The organism is Caulobacter sp. D5 (genome assembly GCF_003185805.1).
Lineage (GTDB): Bacteria > Pseudomonadota > Alphaproteobacteria > Caulobacterales > Caulobacteraceae > Caulobacter.
The window spans coordinates 1-14,593 of sequence record NZ_QHJY01000088.1; the positions used below are offsets into that span (position 1 = coordinate 1).

Annotated in this window: 15 protein-coding genes; 6 read left to right on the forward strand and 9 right to left on the reverse strand. The window is 69.5% G+C overall.

Annotated elements, in window-relative coordinates; translation table 11 throughout:
* The coding region (locus DMC18_RS06645; protein ID WP_110132783.1) for a threonine ammonia-lyase at positions 1–1,179 on the forward strand (1,179 nt) is incomplete at its 5' end.
* An 84-nt stretch (positions 1,180–1,263) separates the two neighbouring features.
* Here DMC18_RS06645 and DMC18_RS06650 read toward each other — a convergent pair.
* From DMC18_RS06650 to galU, 3 genes are all read right to left on the reverse strand, one after another.
* Positions 1,264–2,394, reverse strand: a complete 1,131-nt coding sequence (locus DMC18_RS06650) for a hypothetical protein (RefSeq protein WP_146217994.1) — start codon at positions 2,392–2,394, stop codon at positions 1,264–1,266.
* Between the two features lie 25 nt (positions 2,395–2,419).
* Entirely contained in the window at positions 2,420–3,244 is an 825-nt protein-coding gene (locus tag DMC18_RS06655; protein ID WP_110120566.1) for a hypothetical protein, read from the reverse strand.
* A 194-nt stretch (positions 3,245–3,438) separates the two neighbouring features.
* Positions 3,439–4,311 carry a UTP--glucose-1-phosphate uridylyltransferase GalU gene (galU, locus tag DMC18_RS06660; protein ID WP_110120565.1) on the reverse strand — a complete coding sequence of 291 codons (873 nt, stop codon included), beginning with the start codon at positions 4,309–4,311 and terminating at the stop codon, positions 3,439–3,441.
* A gap of 169 nt (positions 4,312–4,480) precedes the next feature.
* Between galU and DMC18_RS06665 the strand changes: the two genes are divergently transcribed.
* Both DMC18_RS06665 and DMC18_RS26815 read left to right on the forward strand, forming a co-directional pair.
* Positions 4,481–5,002, forward strand: a complete 522-nt coding sequence (locus tag DMC18_RS06665) for an FKBP-type peptidyl-prolyl cis-trans isomerase (protein WP_110120564.1) — start codon at positions 4,481–4,483, stop codon at positions 5,000–5,002.
* A 72-nt stretch (positions 5,003–5,074) separates the two neighbouring features.
* Positions 5,075–6,166, forward strand: coding sequence for a glycosyltransferase family 4 protein (locus DMC18_RS26815; RefSeq protein WP_110132784.1), 1,092 nt, complete (start codon positions 5,075–5,077; stop codon positions 6,164–6,166).
* Here the strand turns inward: DMC18_RS26815 and DMC18_RS06675 are convergent.
* The gene (locus DMC18_RS06675; protein WP_110120449.1) at positions 6,155–7,153 is read right to left on the reverse strand and encodes a glycosyltransferase family 9 protein; all 999 of its coding nucleotides are present in this window, start codon (positions 7,151–7,153) and stop codon (positions 6,155–6,157) included. The genes DMC18_RS26815 and DMC18_RS06675 overlap by 12 nt on opposite strands.
* Positions 7,154–7,166: 13 nt before the next feature.
* Positions 7,167–8,009, reverse strand: coding sequence for a formyltetrahydrofolate deformylase (purU, locus tag DMC18_RS06680; protein WP_110120450.1), 843 nt, complete (start codon positions 8,007–8,009; stop codon positions 7,167–7,169).
* A 157-nt stretch (positions 8,010–8,166) separates the two neighbouring features.
* Between purU and argE the strand changes: the two genes are divergently transcribed.
* Complete coding sequence (gene argE / locus DMC18_RS06685; RefSeq protein WP_110120451.1) at positions 8,167–9,345, forward strand: acetylornithine deacetylase; 1,179 nt, start codon at positions 8,167–8,169, stop codon at positions 9,343–9,345.
* Here the strand turns inward: argE and DMC18_RS06690 are convergent.
* A complete protein-coding gene (locus DMC18_RS06690) occupies positions 9,308–10,330 on the reverse strand; it encodes a glycosyltransferase family 2 protein (RefSeq protein WP_110132785.1) in 1,023 nt (340 codons plus the stop codon). The two genes, argE and DMC18_RS06690, sit on opposite strands and share 38 nt — an antisense overlap.
* 69 nt (positions 10,331–10,399) lie before the next feature.
* Between DMC18_RS06690 and DMC18_RS06695 the strand changes: the two genes are divergently transcribed.
* Positions 10,400–11,635, forward strand: coding sequence for a glycosyltransferase family 4 protein (locus tag DMC18_RS06695; protein WP_110132786.1), 1,236 nt, complete (start codon positions 10,400–10,402; stop codon positions 11,633–11,635).
* Positions 11,635–12,201, forward strand: coding sequence for a dTDP-4-dehydrorhamnose 3,5-epimerase (gene rfbC, locus DMC18_RS06700; RefSeq protein ID WP_110120453.1), 567 nt, complete (start codon positions 11,635–11,637; stop codon positions 12,199–12,201). The genes DMC18_RS06695 and rfbC overlap by 1 nt, the downstream gene beginning before the upstream one ends.
* Here the strand turns inward: rfbC and queG are convergent.
* The 3 genes from queG to rfaE2 all read right to left on the reverse strand — a co-directional run.
* Complete coding sequence (gene queG / locus DMC18_RS06705) at positions 12,189–13,253, reverse strand: tRNA epoxyqueuosine(34) reductase QueG (protein WP_110120454.1); 1,065 nt, start codon at positions 13,251–13,253, stop codon at positions 12,189–12,191. The genes rfbC and queG overlap by 13 nt on opposite strands.
* Positions 13,234–13,920 (reverse strand): glutathione S-transferase family protein, encoded by a 687-nt coding sequence (locus DMC18_RS06710; RefSeq protein WP_110120455.1) that lies wholly within the window; start codon positions 13,918–13,920, stop codon positions 13,234–13,236. Before DMC18_RS06710 ends, queG begins: the two co-directional genes overlap by 20 nt.
* A 103-nt stretch (positions 13,921–14,023) precedes the next feature.
* Positions 14,024–14,593, reverse strand: a 570-nt coding sequence (gene rfaE2, locus DMC18_RS06715) for a D-glycero-beta-D-manno-heptose 1-phosphate adenylyltransferase (RefSeq protein WP_110132787.1), incomplete at its 5' end; no start/stop codon positions are given.

Consider the following 14,593-nt stretch of genomic DNA (forward strand, 5'->3'; position numbering starts at 1 on the left):
CGCGCCGCCGCCGAACGCCTGGCCGGGCACATCGAGCGCACGCCGTGCCGCTATTCGCGGACGCTGTCGAAGATCACGGGCGCCGAGGTGTGGGTGAAGTTCGAGAACCTGCAGTTCACGGCCGCCTACAAGGAGCGCGGCGCGCTCAACAAGCTGCTGCTGTTGTCCGACGTCGAGAAGGAGCGCGGCGTGATCGCCGCCAGCGCCGGCAACCACGCCCAGGGCCTGGCCTATCACGGCGCGCGCCTCGGCGTGCCGGTGACCATCGTCATGCCCAAGACCACTCCGTTCGTGAAGGTGCAGCACACCCGCGACTTCGGCGCCAACGTGGTCATCGAGGGCGAAACCTATGACGACGCCAACGCCCATGCGCGCAAGCTGCGCGAGGAGCAGGGCCTGACCTTCGTCCACCCGTTCGACGACTACGACATCATGGCCGGCCAGGGCACCATCGCCCTGGAGATGCTGGAAGACGTGCCGGACCTGGAAATCCTGCCGGTGCCGATCGGCGGCGGCGGCCTGATCAGCGGCGTCGCCACGGCGGCCAAGGCGATCAATCCCGACATCCGCATCATCGGCTGCGAGCCGGCGATGTATCCCTCGTTCACCGCCAAGATGCGCGGCGTCCAGGCCCACTGCGGCGGCCAGACGATCGCGGAGGGCGTCGCGGTCAAGCAGGTGGGCGAACTGACCTACAGCGTCGCCCGCCCGCTGATCGAGGACGTGCTGCTGCTGGAGGAGCCCTATCTGGAGCAGGCGGTCTCGCTCTACTGCAATGTCGAGAAGACCATCGCCGAAGGGGCCGGCGCGGCCTCGCTGGCGGCGCTGCTGGCCTATCCGGAACGCTTCCGCGGCAAGAAGTGCGGCCTGATCCTGTGCGGCGGCAACATCGACACCCGCCTGCTGGCTTCGGTGCTGACGCGCGAGCTGGTGCGCGCCCAGCGCCTGGTGTCCCTGCGCATCGTCGGCGACGACCGCCCCGGCCTGCTGTCGACCGTGGCCAGCGTGATCGGGACCATGGGCGCCAACATCATCGAGGTGAACCACAACCGCCTGGCCCTCGACGTGCCGGCCAAGGGCGCGGAGTTCGACATCACCATCGAGACCCGCGACGCCCAGCACACCCAGGAAGTCATGAACGCCCTGCGCGAGCACGGCTACCCGCCGCGCTCGGTCTGAGCCTCGCCCGGACGGGCTTCGAGCCTTTGAGCCCATGAAGCCCGCCGGGCAGGTTTGGACGATCCTATCCGGACCCGGCGGGCTTTAGGCCGGAGCCGAGCCCTTCTTCTTGGCCGAGGGCGCGCGCGTACGCTTGCCGGCGGCCTTGGTCGCCGGTTTCTCCGCCTGCGCCCCCTCCTGCCTGGCCAGGACCAGATCGTACATGTGCTGGTCGATCAGGTTGCGCGCCTTCAGATAGGCGACATCCTCGTCCGACATGGAGAGTTTGGTCGTCGATCGCCGCGAGTACACGCTCCGAAGCAGGGTCTCGGGATCGTACTGGGTCTTGACGCCCAGGCGAGTCGTCATGCGGCGTAGGAAGGCCGCCAGGTGCTCGGTCAGGCCGACATCGGCGAACTCGGCCAGCAGGGCCTCGCCGGCAGGCAGCCATTCCGCCTGTTCTTCCATCGTGCAGGCAGGGGATCCCGACAGGGCCGCGAACTGGAAATTGTTCAGCTGCACGACGATCTCCGGATCGGTGCTGCGCAGGAATTCCGAGAACGTCAGCCGTCGCGCCGCGACGATGTGCGAGGCGTGGTATTCGGGATGTCCGGGAAGGAACTCCCTCCAGTAGGTGTAGACCGACCCCACGCGCTTGACGGGGTCGCGCAGGACGGTCAGGGCCGCGCGGGTGGGCGAGGCGAACCGCCGGCGCGCCTGGCCGCCCAGGTGACCGGCGACGATCGGAAAGCGGCTATAGAGTTTGACCGTAGGCTCGTTCAGCGCATCGGGGTTCAGCGGCGGCGTGATGACCTCGATCGGATAGAAGACGCGCAGCGCCTCCACGAGCGCCGTGCCGGCCGTCTTGAACACGTGATCGAAGGTGACGTCCGCTTCGGGATACTGAGTGATTCCGCCGGACATGAAGGCATCGGCCAGATAACGGCGTCCTTCGGGGCTGTTCAGTACAAGTATGCGGATAACGTCTTCGTTGCCGTGCTGGATATATTCCGAAACAAAACCCGGATCTGGGTCTCGCCGAAGAAGCACGCGAGAGCATCCAGATATAAAGCTCTCCAGGCGATCAAGTTTGGCGACGAATTCGTCGGTATGATTAATGCCGGCGATTAGTCTTAGGAAGCGTGGATCTTCGGGCTGGAATTTTACGCCGTAACGCGACTGGAGTATATCCAGAGCGTTTTGGGTGGATATGGGAACGCCATTGCTCATGCGCATGAGGTTGCAGATCGCGCGCTTCAGTTCAAGCGGCGAAACCGACGCTCGTGCGCAACAGTTGAAGCCACAGGGGGCCAAGCGCCTGCGGATAGGCATGATGGTCGCGACCTGCGACAAAATCGGGCCTGACCGTCCCGTTGGCGGTATCGACCATGGTCGCGTCCAGGTCCACGAAGCCGAAGCCGCAGGCGCCGCATTCGTAGGCCAGGGCCTGGTTCAGGGCGACGCTGGCCTGAGTCCTGACGCTGAGCGGGGCGATGGTTTCGATCAGCCGAGCCTTGTCGGTGTCGGCGGGCGGGCGGCCGATGTCGTCGTTCAGCACGCCGTTGGCGTTGGCGATGTGCTGCCGGATGGAGTCGTTCCAGACGAAATGGGCCATGTCTTCGGGCGGCAGGATCGGCGCGGGAAGGCCTAGGACGACGATCCGGGCCCGACCCTTCACGACCCTTTCCTCGAGCCGCAAAAGGAAGCTTAGATAGTTGGCTCGGCTGAGGCCGGCGAACTGCGCCAGGTTCAAGTCGCTGCCCTGGATGATGCGCTTGTAGGGATAGACGAAATCCAGGTCGACGCGCCCGAAGCAGAAGGCGAGGGTCTCCGCGCCCTCGGCGAGCTCCTGCTGCACGTTGGCGAAGATCCGGGCGCCAGAACCGTTCTCGGAGGAAGAGCTGTCCAGGCCAATCGCCGTGGAAGAGGTGTAGGTGTAAACGGCGATCTGGTCGGCGTCGGTCGCGAACCGATGCTGGGCCGAGATGTATTCGGGGATGTGGAACGGATTGGGCCGGCCGGCGATCGCCGGATCGTTGATCTTGAAGGGATTGACGTGTGAGTCGCCGTGTATGCTGAACCGCACGGTGTTCTTTCCCAAGAGGCTGGCGGCGCCGCAACTGGCCGAAGGCGCACGCGAAGCAAGAAAACGCTCGAGGCCGCGCCGCGATCGGATTCGAGCGGCGCTGCTCTCCTTGCCTAACCGGCTTCGCGGAGAAGTACACTCTGGAGTTTCATTGGGGGCGATCGGCGGGCGGCTGGGCCTCCCGCCGGCGCGTTTCAGCCCAGCACGCCCTTGAGCATCTTCAGCGCGGCCTCGCCGAGGTCCGGACGCTTCAGGGCCAGGGCGACATTGGCCTTCAGCAGGCCGATCTTGTCGCCGCAGTCGTGGGTGTCGCCTTCGTAGACATAGGCGTGGAAGGCCTGGTTCTGCATCAGCTTGGCCATCGAGTCCGTCAGCTGGATCTCGTTGCCGGCGCCCTTTTCCTGGCTGGCCAGCAGGTCGAAGATCTCCGGCTGCAGGATGTAGCGGCCGGCGATGGCCCAGTTCGACGGGGCCGTGCCCTTGGGCGGCTTCTCGACCATGCCGCTCATGGTGGCCAGGCGACCCTCGACCTTGCTGGGGGCGACGACGCCGTACTTGTGGGTCTCGCTCTCCGGCACTTCCTCGACGCCGATGATGTTGCCGCCGCCGACCTGGTCATAGACCTCGATCAGCTGGCTGAGGGCCGACTTCGGCGAGTCGACGATGACGTCGGGCAGCAGCACGGCGAACGGCTCGTCGCCGATGATGTCGCGGGCGCACCACACCGCGTGGCCCAGGCCCAGCGGGGCCATCTGGCGCACGAAGCTCATCTCGCCCGGCCGGGGCAGCTCGTCGCGCAGCTGCTTGAGGATGTCGAGCTTGCCCTTGGCCTCGAGCTGCATCTCGAGTTCGATCTGGTGATCGAAATAGTCCTCGATGGCGCCCTTGCCGCGGCCGGTGATGAAGACGAAGTGCTCAATGCCGGCCGCGCGGCCTTCCTCGACGATGTAGGACAGGATCGGCCGGTCCACGACGTTGAGCAGTTCCTTCGGCGTCGACTTGGTGCCGGGCAGGACCCGGGTGCCAAGACCCGCGACGGGAAGAACGGCCTTGCGGACAGGTTTCATGAACGCCTCGTTTTACGTCTTGATGGATGCGTCTTAAGGGCTCGGAGCCGCACGCGCCACCACCGTTGCATGACAACGGTGTCTGGAAAGCGTTCCAAGCATGGAATGATTGATGTTCGCGCCAAGCCTGCTAGCTCAGGGCGCGGTTTCGCCCTCGGAAAGACTTCACATGCGCGCTCGGTTCCTCGTCATCGCCGTCCTGGCCGGCCTGTCCCTGGCCGGGTGCGGCCCCTCGAAGGAGGACCTGGCCGCCAAGCAGGCCGCGATCTCGGCCAACAAGACCGCCGGCGTGGGCTTCCTGGCCGAGAACGCCAAGCAGCCGGGCGTGGTCACCCTGCCCAGCGGCCTGCAGTACAAGGTGGTGCGCTCGGGTCCGGCCGACGGCCTGCATCCGCGCCCGATCGACGAGGTCAAGGTCCACTACGAGGGCAAGCGCCTGGACGGCATGGTGTTCGACAGCTCCTACGAGCGCGGCGTGCCGGCCTCGTTCCAGCTGCGCGGCCTGATCCCCGGCTGGGTCGAGGCCATGCAGCTGATGCGTCCCGGCGACGAGTGGATGCTCTATGTGCCGGCCGACCTGGCCTATGGCGACATGCAGGCCGGGCCGGACATTCCGCCGGGCAGCACCCTGGTCTTCAAGATCGAGCTGATCGACGTGCTGCGCAGCAAGCTGCAGGCGCCGAAGGGCTGAGGCCCGTAGTAAGGTGTCGCCCCGCCGGCTCGACCATCGGGCGGCGGGGCGATCGGCCGCCAGGGGGCGCGCATGAAAATCGTATTCGTGGAGCCTGGGGCGAGCCTTCGCCCGGTGGGCGGGACGCGTGTCGTCTATGAGCACGCCAATCGACTGGCCGAGCGCGGGCACGACGTGACCGTCGTCCTGCCGGCGGCGCAGAAGCCGGCCGCGCGCCTGGGCAAGAAGGTGCGCCTGTGGCTGCGCTGGCGCCGGTGGAAGCGCGACGGCCGCTGGCGGCCGACCTGGGCCGCCATCTCGCCCAAGGTCCGCGTGCTGTGGACGCTCGACCTCTCGCCCGAGCGGACGCCGCCCGGCGACGTCGTGGTGGCGACGGTGTGGAGCGCCGTCGAGGCCGTCGCGCGCCTGCCCGCCGGCCATGGCGCCAAGGTCTTCTTCGCCCAGCACTGGGATTTCGGCTTCGAGCGCGACGCCGAGGGCGTCGAACGCGCCTGGTCCGCGCCGATGGCCAAGATCGTCATCGCCCGCTCCATCCGCGCCAAGGCGGCCGAGCGCGGCGTGAACGCGGCGCTCGTGCCTAACGGCCTGGCCTTCGAGACCTTCGGCCTCGACACGCCGCTGGCCGGGCGCGATCCCTGGCGGGTGGCGATGATCCACCAGCGGGCCAGCTACAAGGGCTTTTCCGACGCTTTGGAGGCGCTCGCCCTGGCCCACGCCGCCGAGCCCCGCCTGACCGTCGAGATGTACGGCCCCGGCGCGCCCGAGGGCCTGCCGCCCTATGTGACCTATCACGCCTCGCCCACCGACTCGGACCTGCGCGCGCTCTACAACCGCTCGGCCGTGTTCCTGTCGGCCAGCCACAACGAGGGCTGGGGCCTGCCGCCTTGCGAGGCGGCCCTGTGCGGCGCGGCCCTGGCCATCACCGACGTGCTGGGCCACCGCGAGTTCGCCGTCGACGGCGAGACGGCGCTGATGAGCGCGCCGCGCGATCCCCGCGCCCTGGCCGACAACCTGCTGCGCCTGGTCGCCGACGCCGAGTTGCGCGCGCGGCTGAACGGCGCGGTGCGCGACGTGCTGGCCCAGTTCACCTGGGAGCGGGCCTGCGACGAGATGGAGGCGGCCCTGACGCGGATCGCGGCCGGCCAGCCGGCGTCAAGCCAGTAGGGCGCGGGCGCGGGCGGCGACCGTCCCGGCCTCCAGCGTGGCCAGATCCTCGGCCGCCTGGGCGTGCAGGAAGCGCGAATGGTCCAGCACGGGCCCGGGGCCGAACAGGCCCAGGGTCGGCGCGCCGACCGAGGCCGACACGTTCATCGGGCCGGAGTCGTTGCCGACGAACAGGTCGGCCCGCGACATCAGGGCCGAGCCGACGTCGAACTTCAGCTCGCAGACATTGACCTCGGAAACGCCTGCCGGCGAGCCGCCCGCCAGCTGTTCGTCGACGCGCGTCTTGTCCTCGAAGCCGCCCAGCCAGAAGCGGGTCCCGCCCAGGTCGGACAGGGCCGCGCTCAAGTCCGAGAACCGGGGCAGGGGCCACATCTTGCGGGTCTCGCTGGCCCCGACGCCGTAGACGATCCACGGGCGGGGCAGGGCGCCGAAGCGGGCCTCGACGATGTCGAGCGCGGCCGGGGTCGGGGTCATGGCCGGTTCGCGGCTGGCGACCTCCAGGCCATGGGCCGTCTCGAAGGCGGCCAGCTTGTCGATCCGGTGGGCCGGGCGCATGGTCTTGGGGAGGTAGGGGCCGTGGGTCAGCCAGCGCTGCTGGCCGTGCCCCAGGCCGAAGCCCCGCCGCTCAGGCACGCCGGCCAGGGCCGCGCCGATGGCCGGGCGGTCGATCTTTTCAAGGATCCACACCGCCCGCGGCCGGCGGGCCCGGCACAGCCGGCGGAAGTCGGCGATCTCCTGGAGGTTCTTCCAGGTCCCCGAGCGGTATTCGAGATAGTCGATGGCCGTGACGCAGGTCTCGGCGCCCAGCAGGTCGCGGGCCCGGCTCGACGGCCGCGCGGCCAGCAGCACGGTCCCTTCCGGCGTCGTGGCGGCGATGGCGCGCAGGGTGGGCAGGTGCCAGGTCAGGTCGCCGACGCCGCGATCGGGCATGTAGACCAGGACCTGGCCGCGGCCGGCCTCGGGCGGAACGGCGGGGTCGAGGTTCATGCGCGGCCCGCGATCAGTCGGTGAAGACGACGGTCTTGCGACCGTTCAGCAGCACCCGGTCCTCCAGGCGCCAGCGCAGGGCGCGGGCCAGGACGCGGCGCTCGATGTCGCGGCCCTTGCGGACCAGGTCCTCGGGCGTGTCCCGGTGGCTGATGCGCTCGACGTCCTGCTCGATGATCGGACCCTCGTCGAGGTCGCCGGTCACGTAGTGGGCGGACGCCCCGATCACCTTCACGCCTCTCGCATGGGCCTGGTGGTAGGGCTTGGCGCCCTTGAAGCCGGGCAGGAACGAGTGGTGGATGTTGATGCAGCGGCCCTTCAGCTTGGCCGCCAGGCCGTCGGACAGCACCTGCATGTAGCGGGCCAGCACGACGATGTCGGTCCGCGTCTCCTGGATCAGCTTCCAGAGCGCGGCTTCCTGCTCGAACTTGGTCTCCTTGGTCACCGGCAGGTGATGGAAGGGCAGGCCCGACAGGTCGACGTGGGTGTAGGTTTCGGCCGCGTGGTTGGCGACGATCGCGGTGACGTCCATCGGCAGCTCGCCGATCCGCCAGCGATAGACCAGGTCGGCCAGGCAGTGGTCGAACTTGCTGGCCAGGATCATCACCCGATAGCGCTCGGCCGGGTCGCGCAGGGTCCAGCGCATCGAGAAGCCCGTGGCCAGGACCTCGAACTCGGCGCGCAGGGCGGCGCGATCCGCGCCGTCCGGATCGAAGACGACGCGCATGAAGAAGTCGCCCGTCTCCTGGTCGTCGAACTGCTGGGCGTCGAGGATGTTGCAGCCGCGCTCGAACAGGAAGGTCGAGACCTTGGCGACGATGCCCGGCTGGTCGGGGCAGGAGAGGGACAGGATCATGGTCCGCTTCCTCTAAAGCCTCGGCCCGGCGAAGAAAAGCCGGCGAAGGGAACGATTCTTGCGCCCTGTGTGAGCTTTCCTCGCACCGGTGCACGATCCTGCCCATTTGACCGTACCGGGCTTGGCGACGCCATGCGGCGCGGCCTAGGCTCGGCGCATGGTTTCCTCTCCCGAAGCGCTTTCCGCCCGCGCGATCGACATCCTTGCCAGGCTGGTCTCGTTCGACACGACCTCGCGCGGCTCCAACCTCGCCCTGATCGAGTGGGTCGAGGCCTATCTTTCCGACCTGGGCGTGGCCTCGCGGCGGGCGCCCAACGCCGACGGGACCAAGACCAACCTGATGGCCAGCATCGGCCCGGCCGTCGCGGGCGGGGTCGTGCTGTCGGGCCATACCGACGTGGTGCCGGTCGACGGCCAGCCCTGGAGCAGCGATCCCTGGACGCTGACCGAGCGCGACGGCCGCCTCTACGGCCGCGGGACCTGCGACATGAAGGGGTTCCTGGCCCTGGCCCTGGCCGCCGCGCCCGACCTGGTCGCGGCGGACCTGAAGCGGCCCGTGCACCTGGCCTTTTCCTACGACGAGGAGATCGGCTGCCTGGGCGCGCCGGACATGATCGAGATCATCGCCCGCGACTTTCCGCGGCCCGCCCTGGTCGTGGTCGGCGAGCCCACCGACATGGTCGCCGTCCAGGCCCACAAGGGCATCGCCAGCTACTGGGTGACGGTGACCGGCCGCGAAGCCCATTCCAGCCTCACCCATCTGGGCGTCTCGGCCAACATGGTCGCCGTCAAGCTGATGAGCCATCTGGTGGCGCTGTCGGAGCGGCTGGAGCGCGAAGCCGATCCGGCCTCGCCGTTCCTGCCCAAGGGCGCGACCCTGACCATCGGCCAGGTCAACGGCGGCACGGCGGTGAACATCCTGGCCCGGCAGTGCGTCTTCGTCTTCGACCTGCGCACTCCGCCGGGCCTGGATCCCGACGCCATCCTGGCCGACTTCTTCGTCCTGGCCGCGTCTTTGGACGCCGAGGTCAGGGCCAAGGCGCCCGAGGGCGGGGTCAAGGTCGAGGTGCGCTCGCTGACGCCGTCGTTCGCGCCGGAAAAGGACGGGGTCGCCGAAGCCTTCGCCCGCCGCATGGCCGGCGACAACGGCCCGGCCCGCGTCGCGCCCTACGCCGCCGAGGCGGGGCAGTTCCAGGGCGCGGGCTTCTCCACCGTCATCTGTGGTCCCGGCTCGATCGACCAGGCCCACCAGCCCGACGAATATGTCGAGATCGCCCAGATGGAGCGCGGCGCCCAGTTCATGCGGCGGATGATCGACGACCTCGCCACGGCCTGATGATGATCCGGCGGCCGAAGAAGGCCACCGGGTCCCAGGCCATGGCGCGCAGGATTTCGGTCCAGGGCGCCTTGCGGGCGGCCTGGATCTCGCGTCGCGAGGCCAGGATGGGGTCGAGGTCGGCTTTCACGAACGCGGCCTTGAAGCCCTTCCACACCGGCCCGGCGTCGCCGCGACGCACGTGCAGGAGGAAGAGACCGGCGGTCACCGGGAAGTGCAGCGGCGCGCTCCACCACAGCATCGGCGAGGGCGTGTTCTTCAGGAAGGTCCAGACGCGGTTTCGCGTGCCGTGGAACAGCGCGAAGTCCGAGCGCACGCCCAGCGTCGCCGATCCGACGTGCTCGACCTTGGCGGCGGGGACCAGCAGGGTCGGTTCTCCGGCCAGTCGCAGGCGGTAGCCGATATCGACGTCCTCGCAATAGCAGAAGAACCGCTCGTCGAAGCCGCCGAGGCCCAGGAACAGGTCGCGTTCCACCATCATCGCCGCGCCGCAGGCCGAGAACACCTCGCCCTCGAACACCTTGGGCGTCTCCTTGCGGCGATAGCCGCCGCGGAACGGGATGCCGGCCGAGGTCATGACGTCGCCGGCCCCGTCCATCAGGCCCGGCTCGTCGGCGACCAGCTGCAGCGAGGCGAAGCTGCGCACGTCCGGATGCCGCGCCGTCGCCGCCGCCAGCTGGGCCAGCCAGTCGGGATGGGCGTAGGCGTCCGGGTTCAGCAGAACCAGCCAGCGGCCCAGGGCCCGTTGCGCCGCGAGGTTGTTGCCGGCCGCGAAGCCGGTGTTGGCGCCCGGCTCGATCAGCTGGATCGACGGGTCGGCCGCGGCCGCCGCCTGCGGCGCGCCGTCGGTCGAGGCGTTGTCGACCATCAGGATCTCGAAGTCGCGGAAGCTCTGGGCCGTCAGGCCCGCGAGGCAGCGGGCCAGGGTGGGCCCGCTCTGGTAGGCGACGACGATGACGCTGAACGCGGGAGAAACTGTCGGCATGCCCAAATGCTTGGTTGAACGCGGCGAGACACTCGCTAACACAGGGGGCCCCGCAAAGGTAAGGCGAAGGTGATCAAGCAGCTCAAGCGTCTGGTCTGGCGCGCCCTGCCGGGGGCGTCGCACGCCCTGTCCACCCGCCTGCCGTACGTCCGCGCCTGGCTCGCCTATGGCTGGAACCGGCGCTCGCCGCCGGCGCCGCCGGCCGAGGCGCCGGTGATCGTGGCCGGCTTCCACGGCGCGGTCCTGGGCCTGGGCGAGGCGACGCGGGGACTGGTCCGCGCGCTTCGCCTGAAGGATCGCGAAACGATCGCCTGGGACATCTCCGAGCGGCTGGGCCATGCGCGCCGCCTCGACGAGGGCGACCCGGTGCTCCCGCCCGCCGGCCCGGCGGTGCTGATCGTCCAGGTGAACCCCGTCGAGCTGATCCATCTGATCGACCAGACCCGCGGCGCGCCGTTCGTCGGCCGCCGGACCATCGGCTACTGGGCCTGGGAACTGCCGCGCATGCCCAGGGCCTGGCGTCCCGCCTTCCGCTATGTCGACGAGGTGTGGACCCTGTCGGAGTTCGGGGCCGAGGCGATCCGCCGCGATGCGCCGCGACGGGTGAAGGTGCGCGTCGCTCCCCTCGCGGTCGAGGTCGATCCCCAGCCGGCCGACCGGGCCCGGTTCGGACTGCCGGCCGATGCGGTTGTGGTGCTGGCCGGCTTCGACTTCCGCTCGTCCATCGCCCGAAAGAACCCGCTCGGCGCCCTGGAGGCGTTCCGTCGGGCCCGCGCCCTCGGCGCGGGGCCGGCGCTGCTGGTGTTCAAGACCGTCGGCGCCGAGGCCGCCCCCGAGGCGGTCGCGACGCTGCGCGCGGCGATCGGCGAGGCCGACGACGTCGTCCTGCTGACCGAGGCGATGAGCCCGCGCGACAAGGACGGCCTGGTCGCCAGCTGCGACATCCTGTTGTCGCTGCACCGCGCCGAGGGGTTCGGCCTGTTTCCGGCCGAGGCCATGGCCGCCGGCAAGGCGGTGGTCGCCACCGGCTGGTCGGGCAATCTCGATTTCATGGACGCGGAAAGCGCCGTCCTGGTCCCGTCGCGGCCGACGCCGGTGCGCGATCCGCAGGGACTCTACGCGGGCGGCGACTGGGCCGAGCCCGACCTCGATTTCGCCGCCCGCGCCCTGGCGCGCCTGATCGATGATCCCGCCGAGCGCGCCGCTCTGGGAGCGCGCGCGCGTCGCGCGGCCGCGGAGCGACTGTCCCTGCCCGCCGTGGCGACCATCGTCGCCCGGGCCCTGAAAGACGAGGAACCAGCCTGATGCGGATCACCCCCCTGGCGATCCCCGACGTCCTGTCGATCGCGCCCGCCCGCCATGGCGACGAGCGCGGCTGGTTCTCGGAGACCTTCCGCCAGTCGGCGCTGGACGAGGCCGGCTTTTCGGGCGGCGCCTTCGTGCAGGACAATCACGTGCGCTCGACCGTGCGCGGCGTCGTGCGCGGCCTGCACTTCCAGCGCCCGCCGCACGCCCAGGCCAAGCTGATCCGCTGCGTGCGGGGCGCGATCCTCGACGTCGCCGTCGACATCCGCGTGGGCTCGCCGAGCTTCGGACGTTCGGTCGCGGTCGAGCTGTCGGCCGACGACGGTCGGCAGCTGCTGGTCCCCGAAGGCTTCGCCCACGGCTACTGCACCCTGACCGACGAGTGCGAGGTGCTCTACAAGGTCACCGACTACTACGCGCCCCAGGCCGAGGGCGTGCTGGCCTGGAACGATCCGGCCCTGGCCATCGACTGGGGCGTTCCGGCCGAGGCGGTCACGGTCAACGCCCGCGACGCGGCCGCGCCGCGGCTCGCCGACCTCGACACGCCGTTCGTCTACGGGACCTGAGCCAGCCGCGCGGCCGCCCAGTCGGCGGCGTCGCGGACGGTCTGGTCGGGATCGGCCCGCAGCGGCTCGACCACGGCCAGCAGGCTAGCGTCGCCGCTGTTGCCGATGGCGTAGAGCACGTTGCGCACGAAGCGGTCGCGGCCGATGCGCTTGATCGGGCTCTTGGAGAACAGGGCCCGGAACGACGGGTCGTCCAGCACGGCCAGGTCCGCCAGCGGCGGGGTCTTCAGCGTCTCGCGGGCGTGGAACTTGGCTTCGGCCGACAGGCTGGCGAACTTGTTCCACGGACAGGCGGCCAGGCAGTCGTCGCAGCCGTAGATGCGGTTGCCCAGCATCGGCCGGAACGCGTCGGGGATCGGCCCGGCCAGTTCGATGGTCAGGTAGGAGATGCAGCGCCGCGCATCCAGCCTGTGCGGCGCGGGAAAGGCGTTCGTCGGGCAGATGTCCAGGCACGCTTGGCACGAGCCGCAGCGATCGATCTCGGCCTGGTCGGGCGGCAGGTCCAGTGTGGTCAGCACGCTGCCCAGGAACAGCCACGAGCCGAACTGGCGCGACACCAGGTTGGTGTGCTTGCCCTGCCAGCCCAGGCCCGCCCGCTGGGCCAGGGGCTTTTCCATCAGTGGCGCGGTGTCGACGAACACCTTGACCTCGTTGCCCCAGCGCCGGTGCATCCAGCCGGCCAGCTGCTTCAGCCGCTTCTTGACCACCTCGTGGTAGTCGTCGCCCTGGGCGTAGACGCTGATGGCGGCGCGGTCCTTGTGCTCCAGCTGGGTCAGCGGATCGATGTCGGGGCCGTAGTTGACGCCCAGCACGACGGCGCTCAGCGCATCGGTCCACATGGCGGTAGGGTGGCTGCGGCGCTCGAGCGTCTCCTCCATCCAGCCCATGGCCCCGTGCAGGCCCTCGGCCACGAACTGGCGCAGCCAGTCGCCGTTGGGCCAGGCGTCGGCGGCGGACGCGAAGCCGCAGGCGTCGAAGCCCAGAGCCAGGGCTTCGCGGCGGATCTCGTCCTTGATCGCTTCGGGAGTCAGGTCAGAAGTCGAGGTCGTCATAGTGCGCGGCCGGCGCGAGGCCGGGCCAGCGGTCGGCCAGGATCGGCCTGAAGCACGGCCTCGATTTCAGCTTCATGTACCAGGTGCGCACCGCCGGGAAGTCCTTCCACGGCACGTCGCCGAAATAGTCGATGACCGACAGGTGCGCCGCGCCGGCGAAATCGCCGAGACTCATGCGGCGGCCGGCCAGCCAGTCGCGGGCCTGCAGCAGGCTTTCCATATAGCCCAGGTGGTCGCGCAGGGCGTCGCGGCCGCGGCGCAGCGACGACAGGTCCGGCGCGCCCATCCGCAGGAGACGCTTCTCCATCTTCTCGTGCAGCAGGAAGCCGTTGACCTCGTTGTCGAACTTGCGGTCGAACCACTGCATCAGGCGCCGCGCCTCGGCGCGCTCGCCGGCTTCGCGGCCCAGCAGCGCCGGCTCGGGCTCCTGCTCCTCGATGTGCTCCAGGATCGCGCGGCTCTCGCAGACCACGGCGGTGCGCTGGTGGCGGGTCTCGACCAGCACCGGCGTCAGGCCCGACGGGTTCAGCTTGGTGAAGTCCGGCGGCGACTCCCAGTAGCGCACCTGCACCTCGGCGAACGGCAGCCGCTTTTCGCCCAGCACGAGGCGAACCTGGCGGGAGGCCGGGTCGAGGGGGAAGTGGTGAAGGGTGCGTTCGACGCTCATGCCCACATGCGTTCAGGCTGCATCGTCTGATCGATGCGCCGTTTTGCTTAACAAGATATTGCCGGAGCAGGACTATTCAGAGGAATGAGCGTTTTTGGGGCGTTCAGCTGTTGGCCCGCGCGATCAGGGCCGTCGTGCTCTGCCCGGCCTTCAGATCCGCCAGCACGACCCGGCCGCCGTTGGCCAGCACGACGTCGGAGCCGACCACGGTCTCGACCGTGTAGTCGGCGCCCTTGACCAGCACGTCGGGCTTGATGGCCTTGATCAGCTCCAGCGGGGTGTCCTCGTCGAACAGGGTGACGAGGTCGACGGCCGACAGCGAGGCCAGCACCGCGGCGCGGGCGTCTTCCTTCTGCACCGGCCGGGTCGGGCCCTTCAGGCGCTGGACCGAGGCGTCGGTGTTGAGGCCCAGCACCAGCCGGTCGCAGGCGGCCTTCGCCTGGGCCAGCAATGAGACGTGGCCGGGGTGCAGCAAATCAAAGCAGCCGTTGGTGAAGCCGACCTTCAGGCCGCGCGCGCGCCAGCCGGCGACGATCTCCATCATTCGGGCGCGGGCGGCGATCTTTTCCTGGCCGGGATCGCCGTGGGCGCCGGACAGCACGGCCTTCAGCTCGGCGGCGGTGACCACGTCGGTGCCGAGCTTGGCCACGACCAGGCCGGCGGCGGCGTTGGC